We start from the raw sequence: 18,672 nt of genomic DNA on the forward strand, positions 1-18,672 counted from the left end.
TTGGTCGGCCCAATGAAAACACTCATTCGCCTGCTCTGTATTTTCGCCGGAGCGATTGCGCTCAGTCTTGTTTTCTACAAGCTCATTGGCCTTGTGGGCCATAGGTATGAGCTTAACTTTGCGAAGAACGACGGTGACCTAGGCCAAGCGTACTTGGTCGCGCTCGCCGTTCAATTCCTCGCCTTGATAGTGGGCGGCTGGCTCGGCGACCGTGCATTCCGCAAATGGCGCCACAAGCAGCTCAGCCGCCAACAGCGTCTCTGACAACCGCTGCTAGTTCTGGAGCGCAGCGGGCGGCGCCAGGTGCCAGCGCCCCAGCAGCCGCGCCACCGCGCGCACACGCTGCGTATCCCGCCCCCACCGCCGGCTCGCGGGCAGCTTCTGCGCCCATTTCATGCGCCGCGCCGCCTCGGCGATGCGCCCGCGCACTTCTGCGTCCACCTCGACCAGCGCGGCGTGCCAGTGCTGGCCGGCGGCTTCGGGCGCGGCGGCCTCCAGCATCATGGCCGTGGAGTGCAGGTAGCTGAGCCAGTCGCGGGCCTGGCACTCGGCCAGGGTCATGACCTCGGACGGATCGTCCTCGAAGTCGATGTAGCCGATCACGCCGTCGGGGCACTGCACCAGGTTGCGGTCGAAGGCCTGGCTCAGGTGCTGGCCGCATACGTGGACGACGGCGATCGCGGCCAGCCCTTCGCGCCACACTGCGAGCAGCGCGGCCGGCCCGGCCGCGGCCGCATGGTCGAGCCGCTCCTGCAGCACGACGGTGGCGCGGCCGCTTTGGCCGAGGTCTGAGATCAGCAGGCCGTCGGGCTGCTGCGCCAGCACCGCCGGCACGCGCAGGCCGGCGGCTGCGAGCTGCCGCAGGCGCCGCGCCTCGGTGGCGATGGCGGCCTCGCCGCCGGGGTTGGGCACCGGCTTGATGATGTCCAGCCGGGCCATGCGCGCGACCGCCGCCATCACGCGGTAGCCCCACTTGCCGTGCCGCGGACCGGCCTTCTTGAGCCACACGCGCTCGCTGCCCAGCCGGTGGCTGGCCACGTTCTTCTGCTGCTTGGGCAGCATGAGGCGCAGGAACTCGGCGTAGTCGCCGGGCGCCGGCGCGAAGGGCTGCGCGTCCAGCGGCGCGGGCGCGGAGGCCGCGCCCTTGGCGCTGTGCAGCCGCGTCGAAGCGCCGCGTCGCAAGGGGTTCATGCGGCCAGCGGAAGATTCGACACCAGGCCGTGCGGCCCCTGTGTCAGGGGCTGGAAGCTCTCGGCGCTGGCCAGCGGCCAGTAGGTGCGGAACACGTTGTGCTGCTTGTCGAGCGAGCCGAGCAGCGCGCCCGGCTGCACCTGCATCACCAGGTTGCTCAACAGGCGCACCTCGGTGTCGGAAATGCGCCGCACGATGTGGTGCGCCGTGATCTGCTGCGGATGGTCGAGGCCGGCGGCCTGCACCAGCTCCTGCAGCGCATGCAGCGTGCTGCGGTGGAAGTTGCGCACGCGCTCGGCCTTGGTCGGCACCACCAGCGCCTGCTGGCGCAGCGGGTCCTGAGTGGTCACGCCGGTGGGGCAGTGGCCGGTGTGGCAGCTTTGCGCCTGGATGCAGCCCAGGGCCATCATGAAGCCGCGCGCCGCATTGCACCAGTCGGCGCCCAGCGCCATCATGCGCGCCACGTCGAAGGCCGTGATCACCTTGCCGGCGCAGCCCAGCTTGATGCGGTGGCGCAGGTTCACGCCGACCAGCGTGTTGTGCACCAGCAGCAGGCCTTCCTGCAGCGGCGCGCCCACGTGGTCGCTGAACTCGACCGGCGCGGCGCCCGTGCCGCCTTCGGCGCCGTCCACCACGATGAAGTCGGGCGTGATGCCCGTCGCCTGCATGGCCTTGACGATCGCGAACCATTCCCACGGATGGCCGAGGCAGAACTTGAAGCCGGTCGGCTTGCCGCCCGAAAGCTCGCGCAGCCTGGCGACGAAATGCATCATCTCGATGGGCGTGGCGAACGCGCTGTGCGACGACGGCGAAACGCAGTCGATGCCGATCGGCACACCGCGCGCGGCCGCGATCTCGGACGTGACCTTGGGTGCGGGCAGCACGCCGCCGTGCCCGGGCTTGGCGCCCTGGCTCAGCTTGATCTCGATCATCTTCACCTGCGGATCGCGCGCATTGGCGCTGAAGCGCTCGGCGTTGAACGTGCCGTCCTCGTTGCGGCAGCCGAAGTAGCCCGAGCCGATCTCCCAGATCAGGTCGCCGCCATGCACGCGGTGGTGCTGCGAAATGGAGCCTTCGCCGGTGTCGTGCGCAAAGCCGCCCAGCCTCGCGCCCTGGTTGAGCGCGAGGATCGCATTGGCCGACAGCGCGCCGAAGCTCATGGCCGAGATGTTGAATACGCTCGCGCTGTACGGCTGCGTGCAGGGATGGTGGGACGCCGCCCCGGCGGCGCCCGATGGCGGCGGATTCGCGTCGGCGGTATGCGGCGTGCCGCCGATCACGATGCGGAAATCGTGGTTCTCGAGCTTCGTGGGCTGCATCGAATGGTTGATCCACTCGTAGCCCGCGATGGTCACGTCGAGCTGCGTGCCGAAGGGCCGGTTGTCGGGCTCGCCCTTGGCGCGCTGGTACACCAGCGAGCGCTGCGCGCGCGAGAACGGCGCCGCTTCGGAATCGCTCTCGATGAAGTACTGCCGCATTTCCGGCCGGATGAATTCGAGCAGGAAGCGCAGGTGGCCGATGACCGGATAGTTGCGCAGGATGGCGTGGCGCGCCTGCCGCAGGTCGTGCACGCCGGTGCCGGAAAGGGCCGCGAAGACGGCCACGCCCACCCAGGCCAGCCACAGGTGGGGCGACACCAGCACCAAGGCGATGCAGGCCGCCAGGCCGACCACGCACAGGGCGAAAGCGCTGTAGCGCGTCGGGAACGGAATAATCGTGGGCATAGAAATAGGGTCGACCGGAGCCTGCTGCATCATAGAGGGCTGCCCCGAACTTGCCATGATGAACACCAACGACACCCCACAGGCCGCAGCGCCAGCCGCCGCCCCCCTCGGTCCCGACGATTTCGACGCCCTCGACCAAGCGCTGGACGCCATGCGCGAGCACGACGAGGAAATTCCCCAGTGGGAGTTCTGCGAAGGCTTCATGGCCGCGCTGATCTGCACCCGCCGGTCCATCGAGCCCGCCGAATACTGGCCCGTGCTGCTGGGGGAGGGCTTCGTGCCGGCCCAGCACATGGAGTTCGTCTGGAACTGGAAGCGCCGCTGGCTCGAAATCGAGCAAGGCCTGGACGCCGACGTGCAGTCGCTCGACGACGAGCGCAGCTGGCAGCCCGAGGTGCTCGACACCCGCGGCGCCATTGCCTCGCTGCCCGAGGAAGAGCGCGCCGAGGTGGCGGGCGAGGAAATTCCCTCGTTCGCGCAGGTCTGGGCGCTGGGCTTCATGTACGCGGTCGAGAACTGGCCCGAGGACTGGGCCCCGCCGCGCGACAAGGAAGCCGCCCAGATGCTCGACGACGCGCTCGACAACATCGTGGCGCTGACCGAGGACGACAAGGCCAAGCCCACGCTTTCGATGTTCAGCGACGACGGCCCGCCGAGCGTGAGCCAGCAGCGGCTGGACGATTTCGGCGCCGCCATCTGGGCCGTGTACGACCTGCGCCAGCTCTGGAAGAGCCTGGGGCCGAAGGTCGAGACCGTGCGCAAGGAAGCCACGCCCGGCCGCAACGACCCCTGCCCCTGCGGCAGCGGAAAAAAATACAAGAAGTGCCACGGTGCCTGACAGCGGCTCTGCCGGCGCACGGCTGACGCCACGCGCGGCGTGGGTCATGGTGCTGGCGCTGTGCGCCGGGGTGGCGCTGAGCCAGGCCTTCCGTACCGTGGGCGCCATCATGGCGAGCCCGCTGCAGGCCGACTTCAGGCTGTCGGCCCAGGCGCTGGGCATTTTCTCGGGCGCCTTTCATTTCGCGTTTGGCGCGATGCAGCTTTTCATGGGCATCGGCATCGACCTGCATGGCGTGCGGCGCACGGTGCTGGTGGCTTTTCCGGTCGCCATCGCGGGCGCGCTGCTGTCGGCGCTGTCGCCGAGCTACCCGGTGCTGGTGGCGGGGCAGGCGCTGATCGGCATCGGCTGCGCGCCGGCCTTCCTGGTGTGCACCGTGTTCATCGCACGGTACTTTCCGGCCGCGCGCTTCGCCACCGTCTCGGGCCTGGTGCTGGCCATCGGCGGCCTCGGCATGCTGGCCACCGGCACGCCGCTCGCGTGGCTGGTGCAGGCGTACTCCTGGCGCGCGGGCTTCCTGGTGCTGGCCGTGGCCTCGGCATTGGCGTGGCTTGCGATCTGGCGCTGGGTGCGCGAGCCCGCCTCGGCGGTGCCGAAGGCGAACGAGTCCATTCCCGAGGCCATCCGCCAGTTCGGCGCGCTGCTCGCAATGCCGCACACGCTCGGCATCGTGGTGCTCGGCGCCGTGACCTACGCCGCCTTCATCTCGCTGCGCGGGCTCTGGCTCGGGCCGCTCATGATGGAGCGCCACGGCTACTCGCTGGTGCAGAGCGGCAATGTCGCCATTGCGGTGTCGGTGATCTCGCTGTTCGGTGCGCCGCTGTTCGGCCGCTTCGACCGCGACGGGGCCGCGCGCCGCCGCTGGATCGTGGTCTGCGCGCTCGGCTATGCGGCCCTGTTCGCGCTCATCGCCTTCACGCGCTCGGCCTGGCTGGACATTGGCGGCATGGTGCTGATCGGCGTGCTCTCGGGCTTCATCGTCTGGCAGTACGCCGACGTGCGCGTGGCCTATCCGGCGACGCTCACGGGCCGCGCGATGGCGGTCTTCACCATGGCGATGTTCCTTGGCGTCGCGCTCATGCAGTGGGGTACCGGCGTGGCGGCCTCGGTGGCCGCGGCGCATGGCGGCGACCCGCTCACGGCCGTGCTGGCCACCATCGCCGCGCTGCTGGTGCTGGGCATCGCGGCCTTCGCGTGGCTGCCCGCGCCCAAGGCACAAGCCCTCAGATCTTGAAGGCGCGCTGGATGTCGGGCCGCACCAGGTCGGCGTATTCGCGGTGCTTGCGGATGTAGCCCGCGATGAACTGGCACACCGGAATCACATGCAGGCCCCTGGCGCGCGCCTCGTCGAGCACATGCCGCGCAATGCCCGAGCCCACGCCCTTGCCCTCGTGCGCGGGCAGCACCTCGGTGTGGGTGAACATGATGGCGTCGGTCAGCAGGTTGTATTCGGCATAGGCCGCGAGCTGGCCCTCGAGCGCGGCTTCGTAGCGGTGCTGGGCTTCGTTGTTGGTGATGACTAGGTTGCTGTTGCTCATAGTTGGCGTGCGAGATAAGTGGTGAGATTGGCGGCCGCGGTGGCGCGCACCTTGTTGCGCAGCATTGGCGTCCAGCCGAGCAGCAGGCCCGGTGCGCCCAGCGCCTGGCGCGACCAGGTCCAGAAGTCAAAGCTGTCGCGGTGCGTGGCAATCAACCCGTCGGACGTGAAGCCGAAGCGCGCGTCGACGCTGTTGTCGACCAGGCGGCCGGTGGCGCTGAAGCGGTAGTGCGCGTCCCAGTGGGCCTGGCCGCTGGTGTTGTCGGCGTGCACGTCGCGCCAGCGGAGGCGCCAGACGTCGGCGCCCTTGGCCCGGGTGGCGTCGCAGAGCATGCGCCACATGCCGCCCACGTGGCGCCGCCCGCGCAGCGAGAAGGCCTCGTCGTCGAACGCCGCATCGCTGGCATAGCAGGCGGCCATGGCGGGGGCGTCGAGCCTGGAGAAAGCCTCGTAGAGGCGTTCGATGGTCTGGGCATTGGCGGTCGCGGCTGCTGATGTCATGTCATGAGGCCTTTGTTGTTGTGCCGGGGTGCGCGCCGAGCAGGACCACCAGTGTCTGCAGAGCGTAGTGCACGGTGGCCGCGCGCACCGCGGCGCGGTCGCCCTCGAAGCGGCGGCGCTCGGTGCGGACCTGCCCGTCGACCGACCAGCCGAACCACACGGTGCCGACCGGTTTTTCGGGGCTGCCGCCGGTGGGGCCGGCCACACCGGTCACGGCCACCGCCGCGCGCGCTGCCGAGCGCGCGATGGCCCCTTCGGCCATGGCGCGCGCCACGGGCTCGCTGACCGCGCCATAGGCTTCGATCAGCGCGGCATCCACGCCCAGCTGTTCGGTCTTGGCCGCGTTCGAGTAGGTGACGAAGCCGCGCTCGAACCATGCGCTGGAGCCCGCGAGCTCGGTGCATGCGCCGGCAATGAGCCCGCCGGTGCAGCTTTCGGCCGTGGCCAGCATCCAGCCCTTTTTCAGCAGCAGTTCAGCCGTGGCCACGACGAGCGCGGGCGTGTCCTGGTCGGCGGAAAAATTGGGCGGGGTCGAAGGGTCCATCAAAAGTTCACCATGCGCGCCAGAGCGCGATGACCAGCAGCGTGCAGAACGCCGCCACCAGGTCGTCGAGGATGATGCCGAAGCCGGCACGCCACCAGCGCACCTCGGCGGCGTCGCGCTGCTTGAACAGCGCATCGGCCCAGGCCACCGGCCCCGGCTTGGCGGCGTCGAAGTAGCGGAACAGGCCGAACGCGATGGCCTGCGCGAGCAGGCCGGCCGGCGTGACGAGCCACAGCACGATCCAGAACGCGATCACCTCGTCCCACACGATGCTGCCCGGGTCGGCCACGCCCATGTCGCGCGCGGTGATGCTGCAGGCCCACCAGCCGATCGGCAGCGAGGCCAGGATGATCCAGCCGATGGTCGCGGGCGCGAACCACAGCTGCATCACGGCAAAGGCGGCCCAGGCCCAGAGCGTGCCGACGGTGCCGGGCGCCAGGCGCGGCAGCCCGGAGCCGAAGCCCATGGCGATGAAGTGCGCCGGATGGGACAAAAGAAAACCGATCGTGGGGCGGCGGGGCGTGGCTTGCGGCATGGGGCCTGCGGAGGAAGTAGCGGCTTGCATCAGGCCAGAGTGTCGCGCATTCGAGGGGTTGTCCCAGTCCCGCTATTTCTCCTCTATTTATCAAAGCAATAGCTTGTTTAATTCAAGGAGCCGGCCTAGTATCCGGGCCTTGCTTTGCCACCCGTCGTCCGCCACGGACCGCGCCACATGCCCGCTGCCTCATCCAATTCCTCTGCCTCGCTTCTTCTGCCCGCTGCGCCCGCGGCCAACTGGAGCGAGCTGTTCAGCGGACGCAGCGGCTGGCGCGCGCTGGCGCTCACGGGCGGCGTTGCGCTGCACGCGGTCAACGTGCACATCGTGACGACCGTGCTGCCGTCGGTGGTGAACGAGATCGGCGGGCTCGGTTGGTATGCCTGGAGCACCACACTGTTCGTGGTGGGGTCGATCCTCGGCGCCACGCTGTCGGTGCGGCTGCTTGCGAGGCTGGGTCCGCGCGGCGCCTGCCTGGCGGCGCTCGTGGTCTTCAGCGCGGGTTCGATGGCTTGCGCGCTGGCGCCGGCCATGCACTGGTTGCTCGCGGGCCGCACGGTGCAGGGGCTGGGCGGCGGCCTGCTCGCGGCCCTGAGCTATGGGCTGATTCAGCGGGTGTTCGCGCCGCGGCTGTGGCCGCGCGCAGTGGCGCTGGTGTCGGGCATGTGGGGCGTGGCCACGCTCTGCGGGCCCGCGGTGGGCGGCCTGTTCGCGCAGGCGGGACACTGGCGCTGGGCCTTCTGGTCGCTGCTGCCGCTGGCTGCGGTGCAGGCGCTGCTGGTCGCGGTGCAGCTGCGGCCCGCGGCCGGCGTGCGGCATGAACGGCCGGCGGCCATGCCGCGCATTGCGGCGCTGCAGATCGGCTTGCTGGCGGCCTCGGTGCTGGTGATTGCGGCCAGCGAGTTCCTGTCTGCGCTCGCCTGGCAGGCCGTTGGCGTGGCGCTGGGCCTCGCGCTCGGCGTGGCCGCCACGCGGATCGACCGGCGCGCCGCGGTGCGGCTGCTGCCCGCCGGCGCCTATGCGCTGCGCACGCCGATGGGCGCCATCTATGCGAGCGTGGTGCTGCTCCTGGTCGGCACCACCACCGAGATCTTCGTGCCGTACTTCCTGCAGCTGCTGCATGGCCATTCGCCGCTGTCGGCCGGCTATCTCACGGCCGCGATGGCCGGCGGCTGGAGCGCCGGCTCGCTGCTGTCGTCGGGGCGCAGCGGCGCGGGCGCCGACCGCATGCTGCGCGCCGGGCCGGTGGCCTGCACGCTGGGGCTTGCGGCGCTCGCGCTGCTGCTGCCGGCGCCCGGGCGCTTTGCGCCGGGGCTCGAGATGCTGCTGGCCGCCATGGCTCTGGCGGCCGTGGGGCTGGGCGTGGGCATCGGATGGCCGCACCTGGTCACGCGCGTGATGTCGCTGGCGCCCGCCGGGCAGGAAGGCCTGGCCTCGGCCTCGATCACGACCGTGCAGCTCTACGGCATGGCCGTGGGCGCGGCGGTGGCGGGGCTGGTGGTCAACGCGGCCGGCCTCAGCGAGCCGGGCGGCGCGGCGGGTGCGCGCTCCGCCGCGGCTTGGCTGTTCGCGGGATTCGCGTTCGCGCCCGCGCTGGCGGCGTGGCTGGTCGCGCGCTTCGTTGCCGCGCGCCGGTGATCGTGAGCGATCCGGCCGTGCAGGCGCAGCTCAACCTGCAGGAACTCAATGGCCACTCGAAGGCCATCAACGCGGCCCAGCGCAAGACGCACACGATGCTCTGCGGTTCCTGATCAGACGAAGTGGTCGAACGAGCCGAAGCGCTGTGATATCGGCGCGCCGCCGGCGTCCACGATACGAAGGCCTGCTTCGGCATCGATGCGGCCGATGCGCGTGACGCGCGTGGCGCTTTCCTTGCCGGCCTGTTCGACCGCGGCGCGCGCGGCGGGCGGTGCGGTGAAGACCAGCTCATAGTCGTCGCCGCCCGAGAGCGCGCAGGTGCGCAGGATCTCGGTGCCGAGGCCGGAGGCCGCGGCGGCGGCGATCAGGCCCGTGGCCGCGTCGGCGTCGAGCGTGGCGCCCACCTTGCTCGACGCGAGGATGTGGCCCAGGTCGCCCACGAGGCCATCGCTCACGTCCACCGCCGAGGAAGCCGTGCCGCGCAGCGCCTGGCCCAGCGCCACGCGCGGCGTGGGCTGCTCCATGCGCCTGCGCGCCTGCGCGAACACGTCGGCGGGCAGCGCGAGCGTGCCGCGGAACGCTTCGAGCGCGAGTCGTGCGTCGCCGAGCGTGCCGCTGACCCAGATGTCGTCGCCCACGCGCGCCCCCGAGCGCAGCAGCGCCGCGCCGGCCGGCACCTCGCCGAACACCGTGATGCAGATGTTGAGCGGGCCGCGCGTGGTGTCGCCGCCCACGACCTCGCAGCCATGTTCGTCGGCCAGCGCGAACAGGCCGCGCGAAAAATCTTCGAGCCAGGGCTCGTCGACACCGGGCAGCGCGAGCGCGAGCGTGAAGGCCAGCGGCTTTGCGCCGCAGGCCGCGAGGTCGCTGAGGTTCACCGCCAGCGCCTTGTGGCCGAGCCGCGCGGGATCGACGGTCGAGAGAAAGTGCCGGCCCTCGACCAGCATGTCGCAGGACACGGCAAGCTGCATGCCGGGGGCCGGTGCGAGCAATGCGCAGTCGTCGCCCACGCCGAGCGGGGAGCGCGTGGCGGGGCGCTGGAAATAGCGTGTGATCAGGTCGAATTCACCCATGGGGCGAGCATAAGCGCTGAACCGCTCAGCCCCGTGCGCGCCGGTTCGACATCACCACGTTGTCCTTCTCGATCGCCTGGCCGGCCTGCAGCGCGGCAATCCAGGCCTCGGTGGTTGCCACGGCCGCGAAGTTGCTGTGGAACACGACGCTGAAGACGCGGTGGATTTCCTCGGCGCTGACCTGCCCGGCCGCATTCGCGTAAGGCAGCGCGCCGCTCGCGTCCGACAGGAATTCCACGTGGAGGCCGCGGTGCATGGCCTCGAACACGGTGGAGGCATCGCAGTTGTGGGTCATGTAGCCGGCCACGCTGAGCGTGTCGATCTGGTGGCGCGTGATCCAGTCGGCGAAGTCGGTGCCGGTGAAGACGCTCGGGAAGGTCTTGGTGACCAGGTGATCGTGCGGCCGCCTGGCAATTTCAGGATGCAGCTGGCCGTTGTGCGTATCGGCCTGGAAGACCGGCGCGCCCTTGGGTGCGTGGTGCTGCACCACGACCACCGGCGTGCCGGCCGCGCGGGCTGCGTCCATGGCCTGCGCGATCTTCGGCAGCGAGATTTCGACCGGCGGGTACTCGATGGGCAGTCCGCCGCCTTCGAAGTATTCGTTCTGCACGTCGATCACGACGAGGGCGCGGCGCGGTGCGGGGTGGTTGCTCATGGTGGATGGCTCCGTGGTTGCGAGTGGTTTGGAATGACTCGATTCTTCGCGCTGGAGTCCGTGCGGGAAAGTGGCCCGAAAGCCATTCATCGATAAGATCGGGCCATGGCCAGAAAACCCGCGGAAACCATCGCCGTCGTCGCCTTCGACGGCATCAGCCCCTTTCACCTGTCGGTGCCGTGCATGGTCTTCGGCGAAGACCGCACGGAAGCGGGCGACCCGCGTTTTCGCCTGCAGGTGTGCGGCACCGAGCCGGGCCCGCTGCGCACCAACGCGGGCTTCACGCTCGTGGTGCCGCACGGGCTCGAAGCCATCCGGAGGGCGCAGATCGTGATCGTGCCCTCATGGTGCGACGACGGCCGGCCCGCGCCGCCGGCGCTGATCCGCGCGCTGCAGGCGGCGCATCGGCGCGGCGCCATCGTGGTCGGGCTGTGCCTGGGCGCCTTCGTGCTGGCCGAGGCGGGCCTGCTCGATGGCCGCCCGGCCACCACGCACTGGAATCTGGCTGAAGCCTTTGCAAGGCAATATCCGAAGGTCAGGCTGCAGCCCGAGGTGCTGTATGTCGACGACGGCGACGTGCTCACCTCGGCCGGCACGGCCGCGGGCATCGACTGCTGCCTGCACCTGCTGCGCGTGCGCCATGGCGCCGAGGCTGCGAACCGTGCCGCGCGGCGCATGGTGGTCGCGCCGCACCGCCAGGGCGGGCAGGCGCAGTACATCCGGCAGCCGATATGCCCGCCGCGGCCGACGGCGATCGCCTTGCGCCGCTGCTCGAATGGCTGGGGCGGCATCTTCAGAGCCCGCATGAACTGGACAGCCTCGCCAGGCGCGCGCTCATGAGCCGGCGCACCTTCACGCGGCGCTTCCGCGAAGCCACCGGCACCACGGTCGGCCAATGGCTGCAGAACCAGCGCCTGGCGCTGGCGCAGCGGCTGCTGGAGACCACCGACCGTCCAGTGGAGCGCGTGGCCGGCGACGTGGGCTTCGGCTCGGCGGTATCGCTGCGAAAGCACTTCGCGGCGGCGTTCAAGGTGTCGCCCACGGCCTACCGCAGGCAGTTCTCCCAAGCGGCCGTGGCCTGAGCCTAGGCCCCGCCGCGAAAGCGCAGCGCCGCCTGCCGCACCACCTCGGCCAGCAGGCGCTCCTTGCCCTGCTTCTCGCGCAGCCAGCGCGCATCGTTGCGGTTGGCTTCCACGCTGGTGCGCAGTTCGCCGAGCGCCTGCGTGGCGTTGAGCGCCTCGCTGTGCCATTCGAGCTGCGTCATGGTCATGAGGATGTGGTCGCGAAGCGGCATGTGCTGGCCGCTGGCCGGGTCCACGTACACCGCGTCGAGCCCGAAGCGGCAGGCCTGGAAGCGGTTGTAGGTGTAGACGAGGTAATCGTCTTCCGTCGGCTCGAAGGGCTGCTCCTGCAGGAACCATGCGGCCAGCGACTGCACGTAGCCTGCGAGCGCGGCCGCGCGCTCCACCGTGAGCGGCGTGTCGAACACGCGGATCTCGATGGTGCCGAACTCGGGCTTGGGCCGGATGTCCCAATAGAAGTCTTTCATGCTGCGCACGACGCCGGTGCGGGTCATGCGCTCGAAGTAGGCTTCGAACTCCTTCCAGCTCAGCGTGAACGGTGCGCGGCCCGAGAGCGGAAACGCGAACACCGAGTTGAGCCGCGCCGAGTCGAACTGCGTGTCCTGCCCCTGCACGAACGGCGACGAGGCCGACAGCGCAATGAAGTGCGGGATGTAGCGCGACATGCGGTGCAGCATCAGCAAGGCCGAGTCGGCATCGGGGCAGCCGATGTGCACGTGCTGGCCGAAGATGGTGAACTGCTTGCTCAGGTAGCCATAGAGCTCGGACAGCTCGCGAAAGCGCGGCTTGTCGTAGATGCGCCGCTCGTGCCACTGCTGGAACGCATGCGTGCCGCCGCCCACCACCGCGATGTTGAGCTTGTCGGCGTTCCGGATCAGCGCTTCGCGGATCGGCGAGAGCTGCGTGATCACGTCCTGCGCCGAATGGCAGATGTCGGTCGAGATCTCGATCATGCTCGAGGTCATCTCGGGCACCACGCTGCCGGGCAGCGGGGTCTGCGCCATCAGCCGCAGCATGTCTTCCGCATAGGGCGCCAGGTCGTAGTCGTGGGTATTGACGAGCTGCAGTTCGAGCTCCACGCCGAGCGACAGCGCTTCCGAGCGGTTGAAGGGTTCGAGCTTGACCACGCGGCTCGCGGGGTCCGCGGGCAGCGCGGCGGAGCGGAAGTCGTCGCTGTCGGGAAAAGCCATGGCCGCGGTCATCGCTGCGTGTCCTCCGTGGTGCTGAAGGCCTGGGGCGTCCAGGGCACCGAGCTTTCGCCCACCGCATGGATGGCCACGGTGGCGAGCACGGCGCCCATCACTTCCATCAGGAGAATCGAGGGCAGGGCCACCTGCGTGATCATGGTGCCGAGCAGCGGCGACGCGGTGGTGAAGTTCGATGCGATGAGCAGCGCGATCGACGACAGCGGCGACATCGCGCAGCCGACCCAGAAGGCCTGGTTCCAGCTGGCGCCGCTGCCCGGGTTGGCAATGGCCACGCCGGCGATCTTGGCGAACAGGCGGATGCCGATCACCGCCAGCACCACGCTGGCCACGGGCAGCGTCCAGTCGGCCTGCGCCGCGACGATGGACACCAGCACGAACATCAGCATGGTGAGCAGCGATGCGGCCGTGCCGAGCTGCCGCTGCCAGGCCCAGGGCTTGGGGTTCAGCGTCTTGAGCAGCACCCCGCCGATCAGCGCCGCCAGCGGTGCCGAGCCGCCGACATGGGCCGTGAGGGCGCTGGCGGCCGCAATGAGCGCGAGCAGCAGGATCGAGGTGTTCTCGCTCGTGGGGCTCATGAAGCGCAGGGCCGTGCGCAGCGCCAGCGCCAGGATGCCGCCGACGACGAACGAGAGGCCGAGCACCACCGCCACCGGATAGAGCTTTTGCAGCAGGGTCTGCGGCGCGCGCTCGATCAGGCCGGCCTGCGCATAGCCGAGCGCCAGCGCGTAGAAGGTGTTGAGCGTGGCCAGCGTCATGGCGCGCTCGGTGACCGGGCCCGAGGCGCGGGTGTCCATGATCACGCGGCTCAGCACCGCCGGCGAGGCGACGATGGCCATCAGCGCAATGGGGTTGGCCACCGGATCGGGCAGGCCCAGCAGCTGCAGCATCCAGAACACGCCGAAGTAGGTGAGCGTGGCTTCGAGCAGGCTCTGCACCAGCACCATCGGGTTGTGGCGGAACCAGCGCAGCGGCAGCCGGCCGCCGGCCTCGAACAGCACCACGGCCGCGCCGAGCTCCAGCAGGAACAGGCTGATGCCGCGCAGCGGCCAGATCGCGCCCTCGAAGCCGGCCAGGCCGAACACCGCGCCGACCATCGAATAGCCCACCACCTTGGGCAGCCCCAGGTAGCGCTGCACCAGGTGACCCGAGGCCGCCGCGGCGGCCAGCAGCAGCGACCACAGCACGGTGGGCAGGCCCGCCGACGGGCGCAGCCACTCGGACCAGAAGCCCAGCAGATCGTTGAAGAGACTCGTCAGATTCATGCAGGTAGAAAAAAGCTGATGGGCCGGCTGCGCCAGCGCGCCCGGATGGCGCTGCGGATGCGTGCGCGGTCACCCAGGCTGACGCTGTGCGCGCGCAGCGCCAGCCGGAATGCGAAATAGAAACTCACGCTCACATTGAGCGCGCCGATCACCGGGATGGCCGCCACCGCCCACCACAGCGCGGGCTGCTGGAGCACCGCCATGCCGGTGGAGGCCGCGGCGGCCGCGATCTGCCCGGCCGACAGTGTCACGTGGCGCACGTCCAGCCCGAGCCCGAAGAAACCCGCGAATGCGGGCAGCAGGCCGAGCATGAGCCCGAGCGAAATGTTGGAGGCAAAGCCCGATATGTGCGTGCGCATGAAGGTGGCCCACCGGCGGGCGCGGGCGGCACCCAGAAAAGCGCCGATGCGAGGGTTGTACCGCATGGCGGAGTCCAGACGATGCAGGACAAAGGCGTTTTCTGTCCAGCCCGCGACGATGCTGGCCGCGAACAGCAGCACGCCGGTCATGGCCGCGAAGAGTGCGGTCGGGCCCGCCAGCGAGAGCGATTGCAGCGTGGCCGCGGCATGCGACGCGTCCAGCAACGGCCGGCCGAGCGCGAACTGCACCAACAGGGCGAGCGCCAGCATCGCGGGCACCACCACCCCCACGTTGCCCAGCACGGCCGCCACCTGCGAACGCACCAGGTTGGCCACTTCGTCGACGAAATCGGCCACCGCGGCGTCGGTCTTGATGTCGCGCAGCCGCGCCGCCATGGCGGGCGCCGTCATCGCGGGCTGCTTGGTGGCCAGCGTCAGGTGCAGCAGCTGGATCGCGACGAAGCTGGCGGCATACATCAGGCCCGACCAGAACCCGCTCCAGAAGGCCGACAGGCCGAGCGCAAGAATGCCGAACTTGAGCAGCACCGTCAGCGCGGTGAGCGCGCCGCCGCCCGCGGCCTTGCGCACCATCTGCAGGTAGCTGGCGCGGTCGCGCGTGATGTAGTGCTCGCCGGTTTCGGCGCTGCGCTCGGTCACCTTGGCCGCGAGCATCGAGGAGTTCGACGCGATCAGCGCGCGGATGCTGTTGCGCTCGCCGCCGGCCAGCACCAGCCGGCCCACCAGCCGCGCCACGCTGGGCGCGGATGCGGGCGAGATCAGGCAGTCGAGCAGTTCGCGGATGCGCAGCACCCGCTCGCGCAGCTGGCGCAGCCGGAACACCAGGCCGACCGAGATGCCGTTGTCCTCCAGGTGCGTGTAGACCGAGGAGGCGCTGGCGCGGCAGGCGTCGAGCCGGTCGCGGAAGGTCACGAACGCGGCCTGCAGCGCGTCTTCGTCACGCGGCTCGGCGAAGGCTTGCTCGCGCAACTCGTCGAGGTCGGACATCAGCGTGTGGAACGGCCGCGTCTCGTGGTGCTCCGCGCTGGTGCGCAGGCGGAGCTCGGGCGAGAAGCCCGCCGCGACCACCTGGCTGCTGCAATAGGTGACCGCGTCCATCACGGTGTGGCGCCAGCGCGGGGTGCCGTCGCCGTCCAATGCGGCGTCGGCCAGCAGGTCGCCGATGCGCGCGAGCTGCGTTTCATCGAGCAGCGCGATCCAGCCCGCATCGAACACGCCGGGCAGCACCATGCGAAAGAGATCCGAGGCGTCGGTGGTTTCAGGCGTGCCGGGCAGGATCTTGCGGCGCAGCCGTTCGGTGAGTTCGCTCACGAAGGCGGTGCGCGGCGCAAAGCCGTAGTCCGCCAGCAGCGCAGTCAGGTCGACCGCCTGCGTGAAGGCGCGCCACCATGCGCAGAGGCGCTCTCGCAGCTCGGGCCGCGCCTCGATCGCATCGAGCAGCAGCGACACGCGCCCCACCGCGGCCTGCGGCGACGCACGGTCGCCGCGCAGCCAGTCGAAAACGCCGATCAGCCAGATGTGGCGCTGCGCCACGTCCGCCGTCGGATCGAGCCGGGCCAGCAGCCCCTGCAGGTCAAGCGATGCAGCAGCCATTTAAAGAACAAAGAAACAGGAACAAAAAAAGGAATCAGACCAGAAACACCGCGGAACCGGCTTTGCCGGGCCGCTGGTGTTGCCCCCGGTAGGGGGTTGGCGAAGCGACACGAAGTGCGCGAAGACTGGGGGCGAGCCAAGTGCCACCGAGGAACCGGCTTCGCCGGGCCTCCGGTGTTGCCCCCGGCGAGGGGGAGGGAGAAGCGACACGAAGTGCGCGAAGCCTGGGGGAGTACTAGTGCAATACGCGCGAGACAGGTGCCCCGCCGATGTCCGCCTCCAGCACGAACATCGGAATCGGCACGTCGAAGCGCTCGCCGTCCTCGGTCACCATGAAATAGCTGCCGTGCATGGTGCCGCTGGGCGCCTGCAGGCGGCAGCCGCTGGTGTAGCGGAACGATTCGCCCGGCGCCAAGAGCGGCTGCTGGCCGATCACGCCCAGGCCCTTGACCTCCTGCGCATGGCCCGAGGCGTCGTTGATGAGCCAGTGGCGGGCAATGAGCTGGGCGCTCGTCTCGCCCGTGTTGGTCACGGTGACGGTATAGGCGAAGGTGTAGATCTTGTCCTTGGGCGAGGACTGGTCCGCGAGATAGCGCGGCTCGACCTGGACGCGGATGGGGCTCTGTGACATGCGCGCGATGGTAACTGGCGCCTTCCGTTGCACTGCTTTGCGGGTTTTCCGGCGGCTGCGACAATCGGCGGCATGAGCACGCCGTTCCGCATCGCCCCTTCCATTCTTTCGGCCGATTTCGCCCACCTTGGCGACGAACTGGCCAAGGTCATCGCCGCCGGCGCCGACTGGATCCACTTCGACGTGATGGACAACCATTACGTGCCGAACCTGACCTTCGGCCCCATGATCTGCAAGGCGCTCAAGCCCTACGCCAAGACGGCCGACGGCGAGCCGGTGCCGATCGACGTGCACCTCATGATCCAGCCGGTCGACGCGCTGGCCGCCTCTTTCGCCGAAGCGGGTGCCGACTACATCAGCTTTCACCCCGATGCCTCGCCGCACGTGAACCGCAGCATCCAGGCCATCAAGGGCGCGGGCTGCAAGGCGGGGCTGGTGTTCAATCCGGGGCTGGGCCTGGAAGCGCTCGACTGGGCGATCGACGACATCGACCTGATCCTGATCATGTCGGTGAACCCCGGCTTCGGCGGGCAGAGCTTCATCGATTCGGCGCTGCGCAAGATCGAACTCGCGCGCAAGCGCATCGAGCAGAGCGGCCGCGACATCCGCCTGGAGGTGGACGGCGGCATCAAGGTGGACAACATCGCGCGCGTGGCTTCGGCCGGCGCCGACACCTTCGTGGCGGGTAGCGCGATCTTCAACGCCCAGGACTACGCGGCGGTGATCTCGTCCATGCGCGACCAGCTCGCGGGCGTGGGCCGCAAATAAGAATCCCGGGTCAGCGCTTGACCTTGTCGTTGTAGACGCGGTCCGTCTCCGGCCCGCGGTCGGTGTCCACGCGGCCGCGCTCGATGTCCTCGTGGCCCTTGCGGCCGACCTCGGGCGGCTGCCCGTCCTGTGTCTCTTGGCTGTCGGAAGACTCGTCGCGCTCGTGCGGCAGGCGCGGCGCCGAATCGCCGCCCTGCTCGGTCTTGGTATGGCCGCCGCCGGCGTCCCGCAGCGGGTCGCTCGGTTCGACCGGATCCTTGGTGCGGGGCTTGCTGCTGCTCATGGCGCTGTTCCTTCGCGGTGTCTGTCTTTCATGTATCGGCCATGAGCCTGCATGGCGCCCGGACCGCAGCCGGTAGGACAGCCCAGGCATGCCCTGTAGGCGCTGCGCGGCGAGCCCCGAGGCGCACCACGGCCATGAAAACGGGCAGCGGCTTTGCGCACAGGGGAAGGCCTCCGCAATAATCGCCGGGATGTCCTCCGATCCTCTTGCCGCCACCGTGGCCGACAGCCTGCGCATCCACACCTTCGCCGCGCTGGACCCCGGTCCGCGGCTGCTCGTGCTGGGCGGGGTGCATGGCGACGAGACCTGCGGCACCGCGGGCATCGAGCGCGTGCTGGCCGAACTCGATGGCGGCACCTTCGGGCTGCGGCGCGGGCAGCTCACGCTGGTGCCGGTCGCCAATCCGCTGGCGCGGCGGCGCCTGCAGCGCGAGGGCGAGCGCAACCTCAACCGCCTGTTCAAGCCCAGCGCGGAGCCCGCGGATTACGAAGACCGGGTCACCAACGTGCTGTGCCCGCTGATCGAACGGCATGACGTGCTGCTCGACCTGCATTCCTTCCAGAGCGAGGGCGAGGCCTTCGCGATGATCGGCCCGCGCGACAACACCGGCGCGCTGGAGCCCTTCGCGCGCGCCGGCGAGGAAGGGCTGCTTGCGCTGCACCTGGGCACGCCCATCGTGGTCGAGGGCTGGCTCGACATCTATGCCGCCGGGCTCGCGCAGCGTTCCGCGGGCGCCGAAGTCGGCGAGGGCGCGCTCGACTTCGGCCGCGGCACCAACGAATACATCCGCAATTGCGGCGGCTACGGCGTCACGCTCGAATGCGGCCAGCACCAGGACCCGCAGGCGCCAGAAGTTGCGTGGCGCGCCATCCGCCGCGCGCTCGCACTGCTCGGCATGGCAGCATTGCCCCAGGGCCTGGTGGCGGAACCGCCCAGGCCGCCCCAACTGCTGCGCCTGGCGAGCGTGACGGACCGGCTGCACGAGGACGACAGCTTCGTGCGCGACTGGGCCACCTTCGATGCGGTGCAGCGCGGCGAACCCATCGGCATGCGCCACGACGGCACGCTGGTGAGCGCGCCGGACGACGGGTTCATCGTCTTCCCCAACGCGCTGGCGCTGCCGGGCGCCGAGTGGTTCTACTTCGCGCATCCGAGCGAACGCGTGCTCGGGCCCGCGGCCACCGGCTCGGCCGGCGCCGCCTGAACCTACGGCAGGCGCCGCCGCGCTCCTA

Annotated in this window: 19 protein-coding genes and 1 pseudogene; 7 read left to right on the forward strand and 13 right to left on the reverse strand. The window is 69.8% G+C overall.

Translation table 11 applies throughout. The annotated features are described in order from the left end of the window. Nucleotides 1–12 precede the first annotated feature (12 nt). Complete coding sequence (locus QFZ47_RS15100) at nt 13–264, forward strand: hypothetical protein (protein ID WP_307656403.1); 252 nt, start codon at nt 13–15, stop codon at nt 262–264. Between the two features lie 9 nt (nt 265–273). Here the strand turns inward: QFZ47_RS15100 and QFZ47_RS15105 are convergent, their stop codons facing one another. Both QFZ47_RS15105 and QFZ47_RS15110 read right to left on the reverse strand, forming a co-directional pair. Next, nucleotides 274–1,191 (reverse strand): BUD32 family EKC/KEOPS complex subunit, encoded by a 918-nt coding sequence (locus tag QFZ47_RS15105; protein WP_307656404.1) that lies wholly within the window; start codon nt 1,189–1,191, stop codon nt 274–276. Continuing rightward, complete coding sequence (locus QFZ47_RS15110; protein ID WP_307656405.1) at nt 1,188–2,915, reverse strand: FMN-binding glutamate synthase family protein; 1,728 nt, start codon at nt 2,913–2,915, stop codon at nt 1,188–1,190. Before QFZ47_RS15110 ends, QFZ47_RS15105 begins: the two co-directional genes overlap by 4 nt. A 55-nt stretch (nt 2,916–2,970) precedes the next feature. On the opposite strand from QFZ47_RS15110, the gene QFZ47_RS15115 reads away from it, so the two are divergent. After that, entirely contained in the window at nt 2,971–3,753 is a 783-nt protein-coding gene (locus QFZ47_RS15115; RefSeq protein ID WP_370880579.1) for a UPF0149 family protein, read from the forward strand. Nucleotides 3,754–3,799: 46 nt separating this feature from the next. Continuing rightward, nucleotides 3,800–4,987, forward strand: coding sequence for an MFS transporter (locus QFZ47_RS15120; protein ID WP_307658947.1), 1,188 nt, complete (start codon nt 3,800–3,802; stop codon nt 4,985–4,987). On the opposite strand, the gene QFZ47_RS15125 is transcribed toward QFZ47_RS15120, so the two are convergent. From QFZ47_RS15125 to QFZ47_RS15140, 4 genes are read right to left on the reverse strand one after another with little or no spacing between them, the layout of a single operon-like run. Continuing rightward, nucleotides 4,977–5,291 (reverse strand): GNAT family N-acetyltransferase, encoded by a 315-nt coding sequence (locus QFZ47_RS15125; RefSeq protein ID WP_307656406.1) that lies wholly within the window; start codon nt 5,289–5,291, stop codon nt 4,977–4,979. The genes QFZ47_RS15120 and QFZ47_RS15125 overlap by 11 nt on opposite strands. Then, the gene (locus tag QFZ47_RS15130) at nt 5,288–5,791 is read right to left on the reverse strand and encodes a nuclear transport factor 2 family protein (protein ID WP_307656407.1); all 504 of its coding nucleotides are present in this window, start codon (nt 5,789–5,791) and stop codon (nt 5,288–5,290) included. Before QFZ47_RS15130 ends, QFZ47_RS15125 begins: the two co-directional genes overlap by 4 nt. 1 nt (nt 5,792) lies before the next feature. Then, a complete protein-coding gene (locus QFZ47_RS15135) occupies nt 5,793–6,335 on the reverse strand; it encodes a CinA family protein (protein ID WP_307656408.1) in 543 nt (180 codons plus the stop codon). Between the two features lie 7 nt (nt 6,336–6,342). Then, nucleotides 6,343–6,870, reverse strand: a complete 528-nt coding sequence (locus tag QFZ47_RS15140) for a phosphatidylglycerophosphatase A family protein (RefSeq protein WP_307656409.1) — start codon at nt 6,868–6,870, stop codon at nt 6,343–6,345. A gap of 177 nt (nt 6,871–7,047) precedes the next feature. On the opposite strand from QFZ47_RS15140, the gene QFZ47_RS15145 reads away from it, so the two are divergent. Then, nucleotides 7,048–8,508 carry an MFS transporter gene (locus QFZ47_RS15145; protein WP_307656410.1) on the forward strand — a complete coding sequence of 487 codons (1,461 nt, stop codon included), beginning with the start codon at nt 7,048–7,050 and terminating at the stop codon, nt 8,506–8,508. Nucleotides 8,509–8,621: 113 nt separating this feature from the next. Here the strand turns inward: QFZ47_RS15145 and thiL are convergent, their stop codons facing one another. Both thiL and QFZ47_RS15155 read right to left on the reverse strand, forming a co-directional pair. Further along, on the reverse strand, nt 8,622–9,581 hold the full coding sequence (thiL, locus tag QFZ47_RS15150; protein ID WP_307656411.1) for a thiamine-phosphate kinase: 960 nt from the start codon (nt 9,579–9,581) through the stop codon (nt 8,622–8,624). 25 nt (nt 9,582–9,606) lie between these two features. Then, entirely contained in the window at nt 9,607–10,236 is a 630-nt protein-coding gene (locus QFZ47_RS15155; protein ID WP_307656412.1) for an isochorismatase family protein, read from the reverse strand. A 105-nt stretch (nt 10,237–10,341) separates the two neighbouring features. Between QFZ47_RS15155 and QFZ47_RS15160 the strand changes: the two are divergent. Next, nucleotides 10,342–11,318 (forward strand): annotated as a pseudogene (locus tag QFZ47_RS15160) (GlxA family transcriptional regulator). Between the two features lie 2 nt (nt 11,319–11,320). On the opposite strand, the gene QFZ47_RS15165 reads toward QFZ47_RS15160, so the two are convergent. From QFZ47_RS15165 to apaG, 4 genes are all read right to left on the reverse strand, one after another. Beyond that, nucleotides 11,321–12,520 carry a YbdK family carboxylate-amine ligase gene (locus QFZ47_RS15165; RefSeq protein WP_307656413.1) on the reverse strand — a complete coding sequence of 400 codons (1,200 nt, stop codon included), beginning with the start codon at nt 12,518–12,520 and terminating at the stop codon, nt 11,321–11,323. Next, nucleotides 12,517–13,788 (reverse strand): cation:proton antiporter, encoded by a 1,272-nt coding sequence (locus QFZ47_RS15170; protein ID WP_307656414.1) that lies wholly within the window; start codon nt 13,786–13,788, stop codon nt 12,517–12,519. Before QFZ47_RS15170 ends, QFZ47_RS15165 begins: the two co-directional genes overlap by 4 nt. Beyond that, entirely contained in the window at nt 13,785–15,758 is a 1,974-nt protein-coding gene (gene tlpB, locus QFZ47_RS15175; protein WP_307656415.1) for a transporter-like protein TlpB, read from the reverse strand. The genes QFZ47_RS15170 and tlpB overlap by 4 nt, the downstream gene beginning before the upstream one ends. Before the next feature lie 235 nt (nt 15,759–15,993). Further along, nucleotides 15,994–16,389, reverse strand: coding sequence for a Co2+/Mg2+ efflux facilitator ApaG/CorD (apaG, locus tag QFZ47_RS15180; RefSeq protein ID WP_307656416.1), 396 nt, complete (start codon nt 16,387–16,389; stop codon nt 15,994–15,996). A 72-nt stretch (nt 16,390–16,461) separates the two neighbouring features. Between apaG and rpe the strand changes: the two genes are divergently transcribed. Beyond that, on the forward strand, nt 16,462–17,157 hold the full coding sequence (rpe, locus tag QFZ47_RS15185; RefSeq protein ID WP_307656417.1) for a ribulose-phosphate 3-epimerase: 696 nt from the start codon (nt 16,462–16,464) through the stop codon (nt 17,155–17,157). A 10-nt stretch (nt 17,158–17,167) separates the two neighbouring features. Here rpe and QFZ47_RS15190 read toward each other — a convergent pair whose 3' ends face one another. Next, nucleotides 17,168–17,440: a hypothetical protein gene (locus QFZ47_RS15190; RefSeq protein WP_307656418.1), complete on the reverse strand. Its 273-nt coding sequence runs from the start codon at nt 17,438–17,440 to the stop codon at nt 17,168–17,170. 190 nt (nt 17,441–17,630) lie between these two features. Here QFZ47_RS15190 and QFZ47_RS15195 point away from each other — a divergent pair, with 190 nt between their 5' ends. Next, a complete protein-coding gene (locus QFZ47_RS15195; RefSeq protein WP_307656419.1) occupies nt 17,631–18,644 on the forward strand; it encodes a M14 family metallopeptidase in 1,014 nt (337 codons plus the stop codon). Nucleotides 18,645–18,672 lie beyond the last annotated feature (28 nt).

It is taken from the genome of Variovorax paradoxus, assembly GCF_030815975.1.
GTDB classification, from domain to species: Bacteria; Pseudomonadota; Gammaproteobacteria; order Burkholderiales; family Burkholderiaceae_C; genus Variovorax; species Variovorax paradoxus_N.